At 49.0% G+C, this 15714-nt stretch carries 19 protein-coding genes; 17 read left to right on the top strand and 2 right to left on the bottom strand.

The features are described from left to right. Positions 1 to 608: 608 nt before the first annotated feature. Both B5F35_RS15890 and B5F35_RS18540 read right to left on the bottom strand, forming a co-directional pair. On the bottom strand, positions 609 to 1079 hold the full coding sequence (locus B5F35_RS15890) for a phosphoadenosine phosphosulfate reductase domain-containing protein (RefSeq protein WP_140401257.1): 471 nt from the start codon (positions 1077 to 1079) through the stop codon (positions 609 to 611). Between the two features lie 23 nt (positions 1080 to 1102). After that, positions 1103 to 1288, bottom strand: coding sequence for a hypothetical protein (locus B5F35_RS18540; protein WP_140401256.1), 186 nt, complete (start codon positions 1286 to 1288; stop codon positions 1103 to 1105). Between the two features lie 8 nt (positions 1289 to 1296). Here B5F35_RS18540 and B5F35_RS15880 point away from each other — a divergent pair, with 8 nt between their 5' ends. From B5F35_RS15880 to B5F35_RS15790, 17 genes are all read left to right on the top strand, one after another. Next, entirely contained in the window at positions 1297 to 2400 is a 1104-nt protein-coding gene (locus B5F35_RS15880) for a ParB N-terminal domain-containing protein (protein ID WP_206424061.1), read from the top strand. Positions 2401 to 2554: 154 nt separating this feature from the next. After that, the gene (locus tag B5F35_RS15875; RefSeq protein WP_242969563.1) at positions 2555 to 3517 is read left to right on the top strand and encodes a hypothetical protein; all 963 of its coding nucleotides are present in this window, start codon (positions 2555 to 2557) and stop codon (positions 3515 to 3517) included. A 112-nt stretch (positions 3518 to 3629) separates the two neighbouring features. Next, positions 3630 to 4154, top strand: a complete 525-nt coding sequence (locus B5F35_RS15865) for a hypothetical protein (RefSeq protein WP_206424060.1) — start codon at positions 3630 to 3632, stop codon at positions 4152 to 4154. Between the two features lie 361 nt (positions 4155 to 4515). Continuing rightward, a complete protein-coding gene (locus tag B5F35_RS15860; protein ID WP_087242551.1) occupies positions 4516 to 4998 on the top strand; it encodes a ribbon-helix-helix domain-containing protein in 483 nt (160 codons plus the stop codon). Next, a complete protein-coding gene (gene mobP3, locus B5F35_RS15855) occupies positions 4979 to 6214 on the top strand; it encodes a MobP3 family relaxase (protein WP_242969562.1) in 1236 nt (411 codons plus the stop codon). Before B5F35_RS15860 ends, mobP3 begins: the two co-directional genes overlap by 20 nt. Positions 6215 to 6323: 109 nt before the next feature. After that, positions 6324 to 7535 carry an ATP-binding protein gene (locus tag B5F35_RS15850; protein WP_025544412.1) on the top strand — a complete coding sequence of 404 codons (1212 nt, stop codon included), beginning with the start codon at positions 6324 to 6326 and terminating at the stop codon, positions 7533 to 7535. A 205-nt stretch (positions 7536 to 7740) separates the two neighbouring features. Beyond that, positions 7741 to 8091, top strand: coding sequence for a hypothetical protein (locus tag B5F35_RS15845; RefSeq protein WP_087242549.1), 351 nt, complete (start codon positions 7741 to 7743; stop codon positions 8089 to 8091). Beyond that, complete coding sequence (locus B5F35_RS15840) at positions 8081 to 8764, top strand: hypothetical protein (RefSeq protein WP_071434875.1); 684 nt, start codon at positions 8081 to 8083, stop codon at positions 8762 to 8764. The genes B5F35_RS15845 and B5F35_RS15840 overlap by 11 nt, the downstream gene beginning before the upstream one ends. A gap of 5 nt (positions 8765 to 8769) precedes the next feature. Then, positions 8770 to 9054, top strand: a complete 285-nt coding sequence (locus B5F35_RS15835; RefSeq protein ID WP_025544410.1) for an aldo-keto reductase family protein — start codon at positions 8770 to 8772, stop codon at positions 9052 to 9054. Further along, positions 9047 to 9415 (top strand): hypothetical protein, encoded by a 369-nt coding sequence (locus B5F35_RS15830; protein ID WP_087182914.1) that lies wholly within the window; start codon positions 9047 to 9049, stop codon positions 9413 to 9415. Before B5F35_RS15835 ends, B5F35_RS15830 begins: the two co-directional genes overlap by 8 nt. A gap of 9 nt (positions 9416 to 9424) precedes the next feature. Continuing rightward, positions 9425 to 10039 carry a hypothetical protein gene (locus B5F35_RS15825; RefSeq protein WP_087242548.1) on the top strand — a complete coding sequence of 205 codons (615 nt, stop codon included), beginning with the start codon at positions 9425 to 9427 and terminating at the stop codon, positions 10037 to 10039. Positions 10040 to 10149: 110 nt separating this feature from the next. After that, entirely contained in the window at positions 10150 to 11199 is a 1050-nt protein-coding gene (locus B5F35_RS15820; RefSeq protein WP_330396278.1) for a DUF7768 domain-containing protein, read from the top strand. Further along, entirely contained in the window at positions 11196 to 11645 is a 450-nt protein-coding gene (locus B5F35_RS15815) for a TRAG family protein (RefSeq protein WP_087242546.1), read from the top strand. Before B5F35_RS15820 ends, B5F35_RS15815 begins: the two co-directional genes overlap by 4 nt. Positions 11646 to 11772: 127 nt before the next feature. After that, the gene (locus B5F35_RS15805) at positions 11773 to 13059 is read left to right on the top strand and encodes a tyrosine-type recombinase/integrase (protein WP_087242544.1); all 1287 of its coding nucleotides are present in this window, start codon (positions 11773 to 11775) and stop codon (positions 13057 to 13059) included. A 383-nt stretch (positions 13060 to 13442) separates the two neighbouring features. Continuing rightward, a complete protein-coding gene (locus B5F35_RS15800) occupies positions 13443 to 14018 on the top strand; it encodes a helix-turn-helix domain-containing protein (RefSeq protein ID WP_087242543.1) in 576 nt (191 codons plus the stop codon). 664 nt (positions 14019 to 14682) lie between these two features. Further along, a complete protein-coding gene (locus B5F35_RS15795) occupies positions 14683 to 14883 on the top strand; it encodes a hypothetical protein (protein ID WP_087242542.1) in 201 nt (66 codons plus the stop codon). Between the two features lie 35 nt (positions 14884 to 14918). After that, a partial coding sequence (locus tag B5F35_RS15790) for an AfsR/SARP family transcriptional regulator (protein ID WP_140401255.1) occupies positions 14919 to 15714 on the top strand: 796 nt, incomplete at its 3' end.

Below are 15714 nucleotides of genomic sequence, written 5' to 3'. Positions count from 1 at the left end.
CACAAATTCTTTCAGATCAGCCTGAGGGTATTTGTAGCCAAGTTTTTTCAGGTCGATGATGCTTTTGTCGGAGAGCATCTTGGCAAACAAGCTGGCATCCATTGCGTTCGCCTCTGATATAACATGATATCAATTAGTATCAGTATAACAGAAGATCCCCACATGTGCAAGCATTTATACAAACGGTGTGCCGCTGAATCATCTCTCAGAACGGGAAACCTCTCTGATAACAGAGCTGGAGCTGTCTGCCACACCCGAATCAGAGCCAATCCCGGAGATAGAGGTTAACCCTGTCAATTGAAATCATGCCGGCTGTCTCAGGATGCTATGTCGTGGTTCCAGTCCAGATCACCGATCGACGCCAAAGTAAATGGTGGACAGCCAGTAGCCTGTGCGACATCACACCATCTGGTCCTCGTCAGAGAAACTGTTGAGATAGATGATAGGCACATTTACTTCAAAACCCAGAAAAAGATATCATTTTACCTTTAACTGAGAAAGTATACATCGTTTGAATCATCTGCTTTCTATTTTGACAGGGGGCTACACTATTAGAAGTCCTTTTTAACGTACATAAATAATATAATATAAATGTAACGGAAATAATTTCAATAGGGGATCCCACACTCCGTGAAAAGTGATGCCCACCGGGATATCATATATTCATATTGCTTTGGGTGTGTCTGCGCCAGCCGTTCAAAGCGGTTGATTCCAAATTTTCGTCGTTCTGAGCACAATCCAAAGCCACAATACATGCAGCCATTTCTTTGATAGCCTTGATTATATAAATCTGAAACAGGAAGTTTGTAAAGTTTAATGTAGTTCCATATGTCTTGGGTTGTCCAAAAAGATAATGGTCGGCATTGGTTATCTTTCTTTTGAAAAAAGATATTGGAACCATTGGTAATCCAATCTTTTTTTCGGATTTGACTTTCTTCTGCCAATGTTCCAATAATGCTACATTGCATTTGCATATGCTTTGCCATGCGCTTTAAAGGCGATTTCTTTAGTTTTTCACAGCACAGGTCAGAAATATTGTAATTCAAGTAAGGCAGAGCTTGTGGATACATGCGTTCCAAGTAATCCAATGCATGTTGTTTTGTTACTGGCGTTTTAGCGTGTCGGTATGTCCGTATTCCGTTGGCAATCGTTCTGCCTCAAAAAGGACGTCACTGTCTGCGTCAGAGATACAGAGATCGGATTCTTTCTCCTGAACAATAACCGGCTCGAGAAGATCGGGAACTTCCTCGCCTTTCCATTGAAGATAAGAGGCAATTTCAAACGGCATTTTATGAAATGCTGGCCGGTCATAACCGGCAGAACGCCGCAGCCATTGCGAACCGTGAACTTCCCTGTATCGTCAAGGAAAATCTTTCCGATGAAGATGCCTGGATTTATGTGATCGAAACCAATGTGCTGCTGGCAAAGGGTGTGCCGGAATCGGAGATAGCCTTTGTTCACGACGCCACTTCTGAAGCACAGCGGCAGGAACTGTTCGAGCGTACCCGCCAAGGAAAAGTCCAAAAGCTGATTGCAGACAGTTTGGAGCGCACCGGTCTTTCTCCACGCTATACCCGACCGGATGAAAAGAAAAAGGACATCTTTCCGCCCAAGGAAAAAGACGAGAACCGGGTCTTTGCCAAAGACCTGATGGGCAACAAGCACTACTACTACCGCTTCTACAACGAAAACGGCATTGAACTCTACACAATGGAGAAGAAACGGGAGTTCTTCCAAACAGTTTATATTCCATGTGACGGGTTTATGGTGGGCATTGACCAGCGGCACCGGCTTGAGGAAGTCCTGAAATGGCTGCCCACGCTGGAGCATGGCATCCGGGGTGAGATCGAGAGGGTTTTCAATCAGAGTATGGAAGCCCTGGACCGGTGGGCTGATCTGGGATTTGCCAATCTGCTTGGACGGTACGAGGAAGCAAAAGCCCACAATGCCCCCATTGCTGCGGAACGGCAGCGGCAAGCTAATGAAAGGCGGGCGCAGCAAGACGCCCGTGAACAGCAGTTGGCACAAGAACGACAGGCCCGTTACGATTCCGCCATCCGTGAGGCCGAAGGAAATATTATGGCGGGAAAGGAGGTGATAAACCGGGAGATCAACGGCAAATCTCTCATTATGCAGCTCTTTCGTGAGCATGAAATTCCTGTTCCTCTCAAAACACAGGGCTGGATCATCAATTCGCTTCACAGTATCCGGTACGACCCCCAAATTGGAGAATGGAACTACCGCTATTTCAAAGGCAGCCGGAACAGCACCAAAATGTTTGACCTGCTTTCCAAACTGTCCGCTGCGATTCAGACCCGACAGCAGTTTGAAGAACATGGGGCGTCCCCGCCGGACAGCCCTGTATTGGACTGTGAGGAAGAACAGGATATGGAACTGTAAATCTGTTTTTTGAAAGGAGCCAATATGAAAAAAGCAATTTTGAGCGTATCCGCTGCCGCCGCCATGATTGGCGGCCTTTTCTATTTTGGCTGGTATCGCAACCGCCACGGCGCCAACTAAGCGAATCGACCTGTCTGGAGGGAGGTGAAGCGATATGCCGATGACAGCGACAATGGCGCCCTACACCCTTTTCATACTGGATGATGATACCCCTCTGAACCCTCGTGAGGATCACGACTGCCTGGGGAAAATGGTCTGCTGGCATAGCAGATACAGCCTGGGCGAGAAGCACGATTATGATGAGCCAAGCGATTTCCTGCGGAACCTGCTGTTTTCTGAATACTCCAGCGGCCATGACCGGAACAATCCGGTTTTTGCATTTCTCAAATCTGGCAAGGCCAAAGATGCCCGATTGGAATATAATCGCTCCACGCGGGAGTGGGAATTGCGGGAGAATCAGCACTGGAGTTCAGACAGCGATTGGTATGTGTCCTCCAGCTATGCGGCCTCGTTGAAAGATGAAGTCCCGGACTGGTTTTTGGATGATTGCCTTTCTGCCCTCACCACCGGCGAACTGTTTTCGCTGGTAGAACAAATGGATGGCATGGTGATTCTTCCGCTTTACCTGTACGATCACAGCGGGATCACCATGAACACCTGCGGCTTTTCTTGCCCGTGGGATTCCGGTCAGGTTGGCTGGATCTACGCAGATAAAGCGATGATCGAGCAAGAACACGGGAAAATCACCCCTGAAATATTGGAGAAGGTTCGTCAAACCCTGGAAGCCGAAGTCAAGGAGTACGATTACTACCTGACCAACCAGTGCTATGGATTCCAGCTTTTCAAGGAAGATGTAGAGGTGGATAGCTGCTGGGGATTCCTGGGGGAAATCCGGGATGTTCAGGATGCTGTAAAGGAGCATCTGCCGGAGGACTGCAACCCGGCAATCGTTGAATCGCTCCAATTTCAGTATGAGGAACTGGACATCGACGAGTATTTGGAGCGATTGCAGGAAGAAACGGAGGGATTAGGAAGGCAAACAGCGTGGATATTCTGTCCCTGGCCCGTGGCTATGGATATGAGCCGGAAAAGGCAGGCCGCAAAGCTGTCCACATAAAGCACAGCGGCGGGCTTTACATCTTCCCCGAAAACAATCGCTTTTTCCAATGGACGGGTCCTGATGATGGAGTCAAAGGCGGCGCCATTGATTTGCTGCCGAATGTTCCCTGATGCTCAATGGCCGTGGAAATACCTATGAACAGAAAAAAGTGGACATCGTTCTGACCGAACAAGAAGCAGAGGCCGTGGGAACTGTGGTGGATATGGAACTCTGCGGCCACCATCCGCCGGAGGCCGAGGCAATTTTGAACTCTGCGCTGGAGAAGATCGACCGGATTGCCTTTGCAAAAGTCCAGACCATCACCTGTCACGGGAAAGACGATTACTCTCTCTGGTCTGCGGAGATCCCCAAAGATATGCTGCACTCCATTCTGCACGAAGCCTGCGAACGGGTTGGAACCCTGGATGAACTGATGGACGCAATGAACCCGAAGGACGGGTATGAAATGCGGCTGTTCATTCAGACCCCGGGACGGCAGTTTGCGTTCTACCGCATCCCTGAACGGCTCTCCAATCTGGAGGACTACGCCAATGAGGGCTGCTCTGTCCGAGGAACAAAGGACGAAATCATGGCGGAGATTTTTACCGAGTGGGCGCCCGCCCAAGAAGATCTGGAAGATGACTTTGAACTGTGACAGCCCGCACTTTTCTTTTCATCTGTACCTGCCCGCCCCCCCTGCGGGGGCGCCCCGCAACCGGAATCCGCAGGCCACGCCCTGCGGTTCTCGGTTAAGGCAGGAATAGCCGTCATACCTGACGGCGGGCTGACAGCTTGAAAGCCGTGCTTTCAACGGTGTTTTGAGGATTTCAAAGAGTATGATTTTTTGATTCTGGTGTGATTTTTGTCATACCGCACTTTGTATCCGTTCTACCCACCGATTCTAACCATCCTCTGCGTTAGAATGGTTAGAATGGTTAGAATGGTTAGAATGTGAAAAGCATTTTGTCAGAGCGCCGGATGAACCGGCGCCTTTTCTGCTGGAAGGGAGGATTGATTTGAAGGAATCGCCCATAAAAACAGAGCGCAAGACGCTCCATCTGCCGGAGGATACCATTCGGGCGCTCAATAAGCTGGCGGCCAGGAACGGGACGGACTTTTCCAAAGAAGTGCGCAGGGCGATTGACGAATATCTGGATTTGGAAACCACCGCCGAAAATATTGACATGATAAACGGGGTCATCCGGCAGGAACTCAGCGGGCAGCTCAAAGCCCTGGGGAACCGGTTGGCCGGACTGATAAATCGCCTGACGATCATATCTGCTGCGGGCTATTATGCTAATATCGCCATAATCGCAGACCTCATTGACCAAGATCGCTATTCGTCCTTTGAAAAAATCGAGTCGGCGGCCCGAAAGCGGGCATTGGCATTCGCCAATCAGAAAAACGCAGATGCACTACGCACTTTCATGGATGACGAGGAAATGCGGAAAGCCATCCATGCCGTACAAGGAGGGTCCCGTGTCGATTCTGATTTATAAGCAGCGGCACCGGCACCCCAACTATAAGAAAACACCGAAAGGCAACTATGCACATATCGGTTACATTGCAACTCGTCCCGGTGCCGTGAAAAATGAGGGGATGCGCCACGGGCTGTTCGGTAAGCTGGAGCCGGGGGCGGTCAAAGAGTTTGACACCTGGCAGGAAGCCGCCCGCCTGGTTCGGGAGCTTTCCTATCGTCGGGTCAATATGTATCGTGGCATTATCTCTTTTTCACCTGAAACGGCCGCCGAATTGGGGCTGTCCGATCACAAAGCGTGGGAGGACTATATCGATTGCCACATTTTGACCTTGGCAAAGTTCAATGGAATCCGGGTGCAGGATTTGCAATGGGTAGCTGCCCACCATAACGAAAAAGGCTATCCCCACATCCATGTGGTGTTCTGGAATAAGAATCAGCGAACAATGGTCCCTTTTGTCCATCCAAGCATCCCGAATAAAATCCGTAAGCAGCTTATTCGGGATACCTTTGCCGAACGCATCAAGGCATATTGCGAGGACAAACAGCAGGCCAAGGAACACCTGTCGGCCATCACAGACGAAATGATCGACGAGTTTGAGAAGTATATGGAACAGCTTCACCCGCAGGAATATCGCCGCCTGCGTGAAGCGTTTGGGCGAATCACGGATGATGAACTGGGGACTTCCCCTTTGGACAGCGTTATTGGTGCAATGAAGATTGCCCCCTTTCTCTCACGCCTGTTCGCGCTGAAGGAGAAAATGCCGAAAAAGGGACGGCTGTATTACAAATTGCTGCCAGAGGATGTGAAGGTCGAAGTGGATGCCTTTGTTGCCTTCCTGAAAGAAAACAACGAGTACATCCGCAATCTGGTTCAGGACTATGTGGAGAGCAAAACCCGCCTTGCCATGCTCTATGACACCGACCCGACCCACATCAAAGAACAGCAGGAAAAGGCTGTGGCAGAGGCCGATAAGCTGATCGCCAATAAAATTCTCGATGTGATCCGCACCATGCTGTGCAAAGACCGTGAGGTCCAGTCTTTTGAATATACAGAGGCCCGGAAAGCCTACTTCACCGAACAGATGATTTGCGAAATTCTAATAGCGCTGGAGCAGGCTGCTATGAGTTTTGACATGGAATACGACGACCGGCAAAAGGCCATGAGTACCGAACTGTCAAAGGCGGCCCGAAAAGAGTGGTATCTGCGGCATAAGGACAAGGGGATGGAACCATAGCAATCCGCAAATAAATGTATTGTCGAAAAGTTTTGCGATTATAAACCGCAAGACTGATTGACCACCTGTGCGTTTTGCGGTATAATAATAGCGAATGGAGGTGGTCACGATGATTGAAAGACCGTTATATGTGGATAAGATTATGGCCTATGTAGATACTCCTTTTGTTAAAATCCTTACAGGGGTGCGCCGCTGCGGAAAATCTACCATACTGAAAATGATTATGGAAAGGCTGAAAACGGAACGAAACATCCCGGAAGATCGCATTATAAGCTGTCGTTTTGATTCTATGGAATATGAGGATATGACGGCAAAGCAGATCTACACGCTATTGAAGGATCAGCTTTCCTCCACAGGAAGGACTTATCTGTTTCTGGACGAGGTTCAGGAAATCAAAGGCTGGGAAAAGGTCGTAAACTCACTGGCATCCGATTTTGATGTTGACTTGTATATTACAGGCTCCAACTCCAGAATGATGTCCTCTGAAATAGCGACCTATCTTACTGGCCGATACATTTCCTTCCGCATTTTTACCCTGTCTTTTGGCGAATATCTGATGTTCAAAAGCAAATTCGCCAATGTTGGGGAGCCGAAAGCAGAACTTGCCAATTATGTTCGCCTGGGAGGATTTCCGGCAACGCATTTGCAGGCGTATTCTCAGGATGAAATCTACACGATTGTCCGGGATATATACAATTCCACGATCTTCTCGGATATTGTAAAGCGAAATCAGGTTCGGAAGATCGACCAGTTGGAGCGTGTCGTAAAATACACATTCAATAATGTCGGCAACACCTTTTCCGCCAAGTCCATTGCAGATTACCTGAAAGCAGAACGGCGATCCCTCGACAACGAAACGGTTTACAGCTATTTGGAAAAGCTGGAAAAGGCATATCTGCTTCACCGCTGTTCCAGATATGACTTGCAGGGGAAGGAAATCCTGAAAACGCAGGAAAAATTCTATCTGGCCGATGTTGCCTTGCGATACAGTGTTCTCGGCTATAACGCAGACAGCGTTGCTTCCAGCCTTGAAAATATCGTATATTTGGAACTCTGCCGACGGGGATATACTGTCAATGTGGGGAAAACCGGAGATAGCGAGATTGATTTTGTAGCAGTCAGACAAAACGAAAAAATCTATGTTCAGGTGACGCAGGAGATCAACTCGGAAAAGACAGAAAAGAGAGAATATAGCCGCCTGCTTGAAATACCGGATAATTACCCCAAATTTGTTCTCACAACAGACGAATTTGCCGGTGGGAACTATGAGGGAATCAAGACAATGCACATAGCGGATTTCCTGCTCAGTGCGGAGTATTGACATCGAACACCAGATGAAACTCAATGAAAATCTACTGTCTGCCGGAAAAAGTCCCTTGAAAAAGTTGTGACTTTGGAAGAAAAGTCCCTTGAAAAAATTGATATTGCCATACAGAAAGCAGTCCTGCGGGGCTGCTTTTTCTATTTTCAGATGATTATGAAAAACAAAAAAGTGACCGGCCACCCGGTTCCAGAAAGGAGAAAGGATGAGAACAGCGAACACTTCCTATAAGCAAAATGGTGTGCCGGTGTCGATTCCGAGCGGTTCGTATGGCATTGCTCATTTGACGGTTCACCAATATGAATACCCCAAAGGACACCCCTGCCATAACTGCCCTTATACCCTGCGCACCTCTGTCCCGTCCTGTATGTTCCCTGAACGAAGGGACGGCGGCTGTCTATGGTACGATCTGAAAAAACAGCGGCGCCCGCCGCTGCCTGCGGTTTACCCCAAAAATCAGGCGGCGGCAGAGCGCATTTTTGCTTTCGTTGAAGTTCTCAAAGATGTAATGAAGCGAAAAGGTTATCAGGAAAGGAGGAAACCGATTGCGAAATAAAACCGATTTTTACAGGCTGTTCTTTGAACAGCTTGCCCGGCGCGGCTTTGATGTGAAGCGGTCCCAATCTTCCGATTACATCGCTGATATTTATTTCAAGAACCAGCTTGTGGCCTATTTCTCCAAAGCCGATACGGTGATCCAGAACCCCTTTGTCACAGTCAAGGACAAACTCATTCGCCTTATCAACGATACGGCCCAGGACACGGCGAACAAAGCGGGTATCTGCCGCGACTGTCCTTATACTGACGCCAATGAGAAACTTCCCAATGGCTCTTATAAGCTGGCAGAATACAATGGAGTGACTCTCGCCTGCAAGGAGCATCATCTGTTTGGCTATGTGTTCTCCACCTACCGCACCGCCCCGGATTCCGGCGAAATGATGGCCCGCCAGATTTTTTACAACAAGGAATTTGCAGGACAGGATTTCGCCAAACGGAGCGGTTTGGTGGATGAACGTGCGCTGTTCACCGAAGAAGAACTCCGGGTCCTTCATGCGGGCTTGGTTAAGATGAGCATACTCGATCAGGATGTTTCCAACGAGGCCCGTGAATCTGTGGAACGGATTCTTGACAAAATCGAGGACATTATCCCGGAGCTGCGGGAGCAGGAAATGGAGTTTGACTTTGATATGGAGTTCGGCCAGCAGGAAGAAATGGAGATTGGAGGATAGCAAGAATGAGCAGCAAGAGAAATCAGACCATCGCTATCGCCCGTTTCCTGATGTATAAATACGGGCTGAACCAGCAGCTTGAGGGCATGACGGACGAAGAATACCTGGCGCATCCTATTGGCTTGGATGTGGGGCAATATGTAGCTGACCTGATGAAATACTGCCCGGAGCATATCGTCGATCAGGTCATGGAACATCAGGATGATCTTTTGCGGCGCCTTGGTACGGATTACCTCACCGTCATAGCCTATATGCCTTATGAGGAAGATGGAGGGACAAAGTATGCGTGATGGACGCCCGAATCCTGATATTTGGGGAAACATCATCACCTGCGGAGAGATCGCCGTAGGCATTTACGAGATCGTCGGCACAAAGAAACGTGGGCTGGAAGTGCCGAAGGCTGTTGCCGAGGAAATTCTGCCGGAATCTGTGGTGGAACAGGCTGCACAGGACGGTGAAAGCCTTTGTTTTACCGACCCGGTTTCCAACGCTATCGTTGCGGACGCCCTGCTGGAACAGGAACTTGTCACCGATCCGCAGGCGGTGGCCCGTCTGGACGCAATCCGGCAGCTCGATGATGTGGCCTATGATACGGCCTTTGAACCGCCTGTTTCAGACTATGAGCTGGACGGGCTGGACTTGGAAAGATAGGAGTTTTCAATGAAAATCCTGGACTTCGACCTGGAAGGAAGTCACTTCATCATCGAAGCAGACATTTCGCCGCGCCAAGAGGCGGATGATGATATGGAGTGTCAATGGCTCCGGTACGACTTTGATAACACGCAGGTTTATAAGGAAACGGACGGCGCTGTTTCGCCGTTCCAAATTACAGCCGTTGCCTGGGCTGGCTATCAACTGACTGCCGATCATGCGTTGAAAGATGTGATCGGACGCATTTCCCGCAATGAAACCGGCAAGCTGACCGTTCATTATGTCTGTCCAGAGCTTCAAGAGTTTTTCGATGAACTCAAAAAATATCCGGCTATCAGCGGGAAACGAACTATTCCGTACTTCATTTTTCACGGCGGCGATATTGCAAAACTGGCGTATGCGACCAATGAGTTTCTGTATTACGAGGACAGTAACTATATGCCGCTGATGTTCCGTACCGTTGACGGCACTCTTGTTTCCGACAATGAATTTGCCGATATGGGGCTGTATGAATCTGAGGAAAATGTTGAGAACGGAACAGAACACATTTTGCCGTTCACAGATTACGGTTCCGATGTGGAAAGCGCCTGTGATTTAGAGGACGAGGAAGATCTGGAAATTTGAAACTCAGAGGTTTGCGGGCTATGTTCTGTCGCCGGTGGGCAGTTTTCATCGACTTTTGCACCGTCCATCTGTTGGGTGGATGGGCTTAATTTGGAAAGGTAGGTGTTACTTTGAGGCTGGTCTATATTTCTTCCCCCTTGCGGGGAGATATGGAAAAGAATATGGAAAAGGCAAAGGACTACTGTGCTTATGCAGCATCCTGCGGCGTGATTCCCTTGGCGCCGCACACGATTTTCACGCAATATCTGAATGACGCAGTGCCGGAGCAGCGGGAACAGGGCTTACGAATGGGTCACGAACTGCTGGAGCGCTGCGATGAACTCTGGGTAATGGGCGACACCATCTCTCAGGGAATGAAGGACGAAATTGGCCTGGCTACTTTTCTGCAACTCCCGATTCTCTATGTATCCGATGATATGGTGAAGAATCAGAAAATGATCCGCCAGTCGGATCGCCCTCTGGACATAAATGACTGCATCCCCGAAAGTAGCCAGTACAACTACGAAAATCAATTTCTGGTTCTCAAATCTGGGGTGAGCAGCAAGGGCAAGGACATGACTGCCGACGACTCCATCTGGTATGCCCGTAACGGTTTTGGATGTATTTATGGAGCCAGAGGTCAGGCCGTGTATGCAGAAAGCCTGTTGACCGGCAAATACATTCATTGGGAACGACATGACTTCTGTGGCATCGTTAAGCCGGAAAGTTTGAAAGAATGGCTTCTGGATAAGCCGGTCAGGAATGAGGCTGCCGAAGAACTCACCAAGTTTGTCACCCCTGAACTTATAAGCGCAGCCAAACAGAACCATACTGCTTGCGGCTATCCTTTTCTAATCGGGTATGCCCCTGCGGAGGGCGGTCTGCATGAAGCGTTCTGCCTGGACCCCGATCCGGTCAATCTTGCATCTTTTATTGTGAAGATGGGGAAAGAGCGCGGCGACCTGATGATTTGTACTCCGTTGGATACCCCGTTTTTGAACACCTTCGGGACATTCATTGACCGCTGCGCGGATCAGGACTTTTTGCAAAAGCATCTATTGCCGGTCCTGATTCCCATGCAGATGGGCGAAACGGAGCCGCAGGCAATCAAGCTGACTGAGGATCAAGACAATGAAGCGTTTCTGGATGATTTTGCTGTTGAGGATGATATGGAATTATGAAAACAAAGCCTAAATTGATGGTTTGTGCGCTGATCTTCGTTTCCGGCGCGATTCTCAACCTGTTTTTCTCAACAGCGGTTCACGGTCTGCTGACAAGAGAGATCACCCGGCTTTCACTTCTCCCCATCGGGGACTGCCTTGCCAGCCTACTTTCCAACCGCCAGCACATGATGTTGTATCTGTGTCTGCAAGGGTTTGTAAGTGTGTTGGCGGTTATGTTCTTCCTGACCAACATGAGGCCGTATGAATCAGACCTGGACACGATCACCCCGGAAATTCAGACACCCAGAGCCGTGGGCCAATACCAGCATGGTTCAGCCCGGTGGATGACCGATTCCGAGAAAGACAAAGCATTTGACAGCTATATTCTTGACCCGCACAACCCAACGATCCGGCAGCTCTTAGATACCGGATACGATGGTTTGGATTTTCTCAAAGAAAAATAAGGAGGCGATAAATTGAAGTTGAACCTTCACCCCAAAGGTATTCCCAAGCAGGAACCTTTGGGAGCGGATACTCCGCTGAAAAAAGGCGGCGTGGTGGTAGGTATGCGACAAGGAGGAACAGATCAGTATGCCAGCGGTACACCTGCAAGAAAACAGCAAACTAATCTCCGGCCATGTGGCCGAGAAAAAAGGGTATCTCTATTGGGTTCTAAACCTTACCGATGAGAACGGTAAGAGAAAGCCCAAATGGATTCCCACCCATAAGAAAGTCAAGGGCAATAAGACCTGGGCAAACAATATGCTTCCCACCATCCGAAAGGAATGGACGGAAAAGCTGCTTCAGGAGGCTATGGCCTCACAGCAGTCGGCTTCTCCGTCTGGCCCGTCATCCGCAGCGATTTCCTTTGTGGATTTCCTGTACCAGTGGCTTGAGTACAAGTACAAGTCTGCTACCGGACGGGTGATGGACAGCAAGCCCATTGAACTCTCGACCTATTCGGGATACGAACAACAGCTTAACAACCCCATCGCCCCGTATTTCCGAGAGCATCCTGTCGCCCTTTGTGACCTTACCAAACAAGATATTCTCGCTTTTTATGAGAAAGAATTGGAACGGGTCAAGCCGACCACCGTTAAACATTACCACGCTCTGATTCATGGGGCGTTGAATTATGCGGTTGACAAAAATCTGATTCCAAGCAATCCGGCTGACCGGATTATCATTTCCAAGCCTGAACCCTTCAAGGGGGACTACTATCTGGATTCGGAAGTCCTGAATCTGTTTGAAGTCATCAAGGGGCATAAGATCGAACTGGTAGTTCTTCTGACTGCTTTTTACGGCCTGCGCCGCAGTGAGGTTATCGGGCTGAAATGGAGTGCCTTTGACTTCAACCATAACTGCTTCTCCATTCGGCATACGGTAACAACCTGCAATGTAAAAGGAGAACGGGTCACGATTAAGAAGGACAAGGCAAAGAACAAATCCAGTCTGCGGACTTATCCATTGATTCCTTTTTTGAAAGAACGGTTGCTGGAGGCCAAGAAACAGCAGGAAGAAAATCGCAAGCTGTGCGGGCGCGCCTACAACAAAGAGTATCTGGGATATGTCTGTGTCGATGTGATCGGCAATCTTATTAAACCCAACTATGTGTCCTCGACCTTTGGGAAGTTGCTTGCCAAGAACAATTTACGGCACATTCGTTTCCACGATCTTCGCCATACCTGTGCCTCGCTTTTGCTGGCTAACGGTGTTCCGATGGAACAGGTAAAGGAGTGGCTGGGACACAGTGAGATTTCAACAACGGTGGATATTTACGGGCATCTGCAATATGCCACGAAAAAACAATCCGCCGCCGCCATTGAGCAGGATATTGTGGCGCCCATGCTACAAAACCTCTCGGCGGTTTCTCCATAAAAAGGAAAGAGGTCTACCAGCTTTTCGCTGGCAGACCTCATGGCGGAGATGGAGAGATTCGAACTCTCGCGCCGGTTTTGAGCCGACCTACCGCATTTCGAGTTTTTTCCCGGACAGACCGGGGCAGAAAAAAGCGGGTCAAAAGAGGTCGGTTTGTCCCCTGTTTTTTGGGCTGTGTAAAGCGGTTTTTGGAAGGTCAAAGCCTGAAAAACCGCATGAGTACGAGAGGAATCGCAGATCCCGCTTTTAAGGCAAAAACGCACGCTTTTTTGGAAAAATGCAAGATAAGACGCAAGATAACGGGGAGAAGGAAAGGCCCTGATCCCTAAAATGTTGACTTGGCGGCTTCCTCTGGGTCCAATTTATCAGAGGGAGTCATCACCATGAAAAAAGAAAGAAACACGCAAAACCGGCTGGGAAAGGAACTGCAAACCCTTCTCGCTCCCTATCCGGATCCCATGAGCCGGACCGATTTTCGGAAGGCTTGCCAGATCGGAACCCGCACCTCGCTCTACCTTCTGAAAAGCGGGCTGGTTCCCTGTACGCATACCGGGAAGAAAACACGGTGCTACAAAATTGCCAAAGCGGACGTCGCGGAATATCTGCGCCGCCGCGAAGCAGAGCCGGACTATTATAAGCCGCCAAACGGGTGGTACAGCAACTATCCGGACAAAAAGATTCTCAAAAAGAAGGAAGCCCGGCAGCAAATATTGCAGGGAAAAAGCCGCGCGGAAAAGCTGGCGGATGTGAAAAGGAAGCTCGAGGATTATCCGGATGTTCTGACGTCAAAGCAGATTTCCGAGCTGACCGGGTACTCTCCCCACACGGTGGCATGCTGGTGCAGAACCGGTTCCCTCCGAAGTATCCCGAACATGCGAAAGGTTTTTGTCCCCCAAAGCTGGCTGCTCGATTTCCTTTGCTCAGAGAAGTATAAAGAGATCGTACACAAAAGCGAATAGCATCGTGAAAAAAAGGAACAAATGAAAGCTCCCCATCTGTCGGACAGCAGGAAATGCTTCCGGCAGGTGGGGATTCCGGATTTGTACATACAGATTTATTTCCGAAACTTACCGTTCTCAACTTCAGGTCATTGATGCTTTGCCCAGCACACGGTATGCGTTGTGGATGGGATCAAGGGCTGTTCCAGAAGAGTGGTATCTGCGGAATAAGGACAAAGGCATGGAACCGTAGTACCCCGCAACCTAATATGTTATAGAAAAGTTTTGCGGTTATAAACCGCAAAACAAATTGATACCTGTGTGTTTTGCGGTATAATAATTACAAATAGAGGTGGTTACGATGAATGATAGACCGTTATATGAGGATAAGATCATGGCCTATGTAGATACTCCCTTTGTAAAAATCCTTACAGGAGTGCGCCGCTGCGGAAAATGATTATGGAAAAGCTGAAAACGGAATGAAACTTTCCCTTGCGGGAAGGACCTTAACATAGAACCCAAGGTGAAACGCAGTTGACTAATAGGTTTCTGTCAGGTATCAACACTTACCAAAGTGTCTTGCATACAAATATAAAACAGAAAGGGTGGTCTTTTATGAAGATGAATCGTGTATGGAGGGTTCACGCTTCCTAACCCTCCGAATCTTTTTTTGGGAGTGAAAAGGATGAGCACATATCAGAAGGAACACATGGAAATGGAATATGCCCGTCATTTTTTGAGAGCGCTGAAACTGCTGGAAGAAGCCCAGCGTGGCAACGAAGATCCTGACACACTGATCAACGGCTTATTACAGGCGGCGACAGAATTTTACGATGCAGACAGTCATATATTATCGAAGCGGATTGGGCGGCAGGCATTGGCCTGAGTACCTATGAGTGGTGCCAAAAGGGGATAGAGTACATGGGCGGCAAGCTGCAGTATCTGGAAATCAAAAATTTCATGAGATGGGTGGCCACACTCAAAAGGAGCGAACCGATGATCTTTACAGATATCGAGGAGCTGCGCAGGACAGTTCCGGCGGAATATGATTTTTTCACACAATACGGCGTTCGCTCCCTAATCGCCGTCCCCTTTTCCAAACGGCTGAACCAGGGTTATATCGGCGTAGATAACCCGAAGCGGTACGGCGCAGATCCTGCGTTCCTGTTCATAATCGCTTACGCTGTCGCCCAGGAATTAAATGAAATTAAACTGAATAAGAGCCTGGCGGCCGCAAAGCAAGCGCTGAAGCTTACTGCAGGGGAAGTGCGGATCAACTGCTTTAATGGGCTCACGATACATGGCAGCAAGGGAACGCTGTCCGAAAAGGATTTCATTTCTTCCCGCTGCTATACGCTGCTGTCGTATCTTGCGGTGACGGCTGGGAACCGGGCAACGGCAAATCAGCTTGCACTGATCCTGTGGCCGGATGAGTCCTGTGAGATCCCGATGAAATCCGTGCGGAACATTGCTTACAGGCTTAGATCGCTGCTTGGCTATGTTGGGCTGGAGGATTTGGTGGTCTATGCCAACGGCATATTCAGCTTCAATCCGGAAATCAAGGTAGTGACAGATGTGGGGTTATTCGAAGAACTATGTGACAGTATCGGAGCTGTTGACAAAAGATTCACCCGAGGAGAAAACCATGGTAAAATAAGTGCATACGGGGGTGGGAAGATGCAGCTGAAGTTTCACATGGTGACGATAGAAGATCTGG

The organism is Anaeromassilibacillus sp. An200 (assembly GCF_002160025.1).
Taxonomy (GTDB): domain Bacteria; phylum Bacillota; class Clostridia; order Oscillospirales; family Acutalibacteraceae; genus Caccousia; species Caccousia stercoris.
The sequence above is the reverse complement of the archived record's forward strand: the minus strand, read 5'-3'. Positions and strand labels throughout refer to the sequence as shown.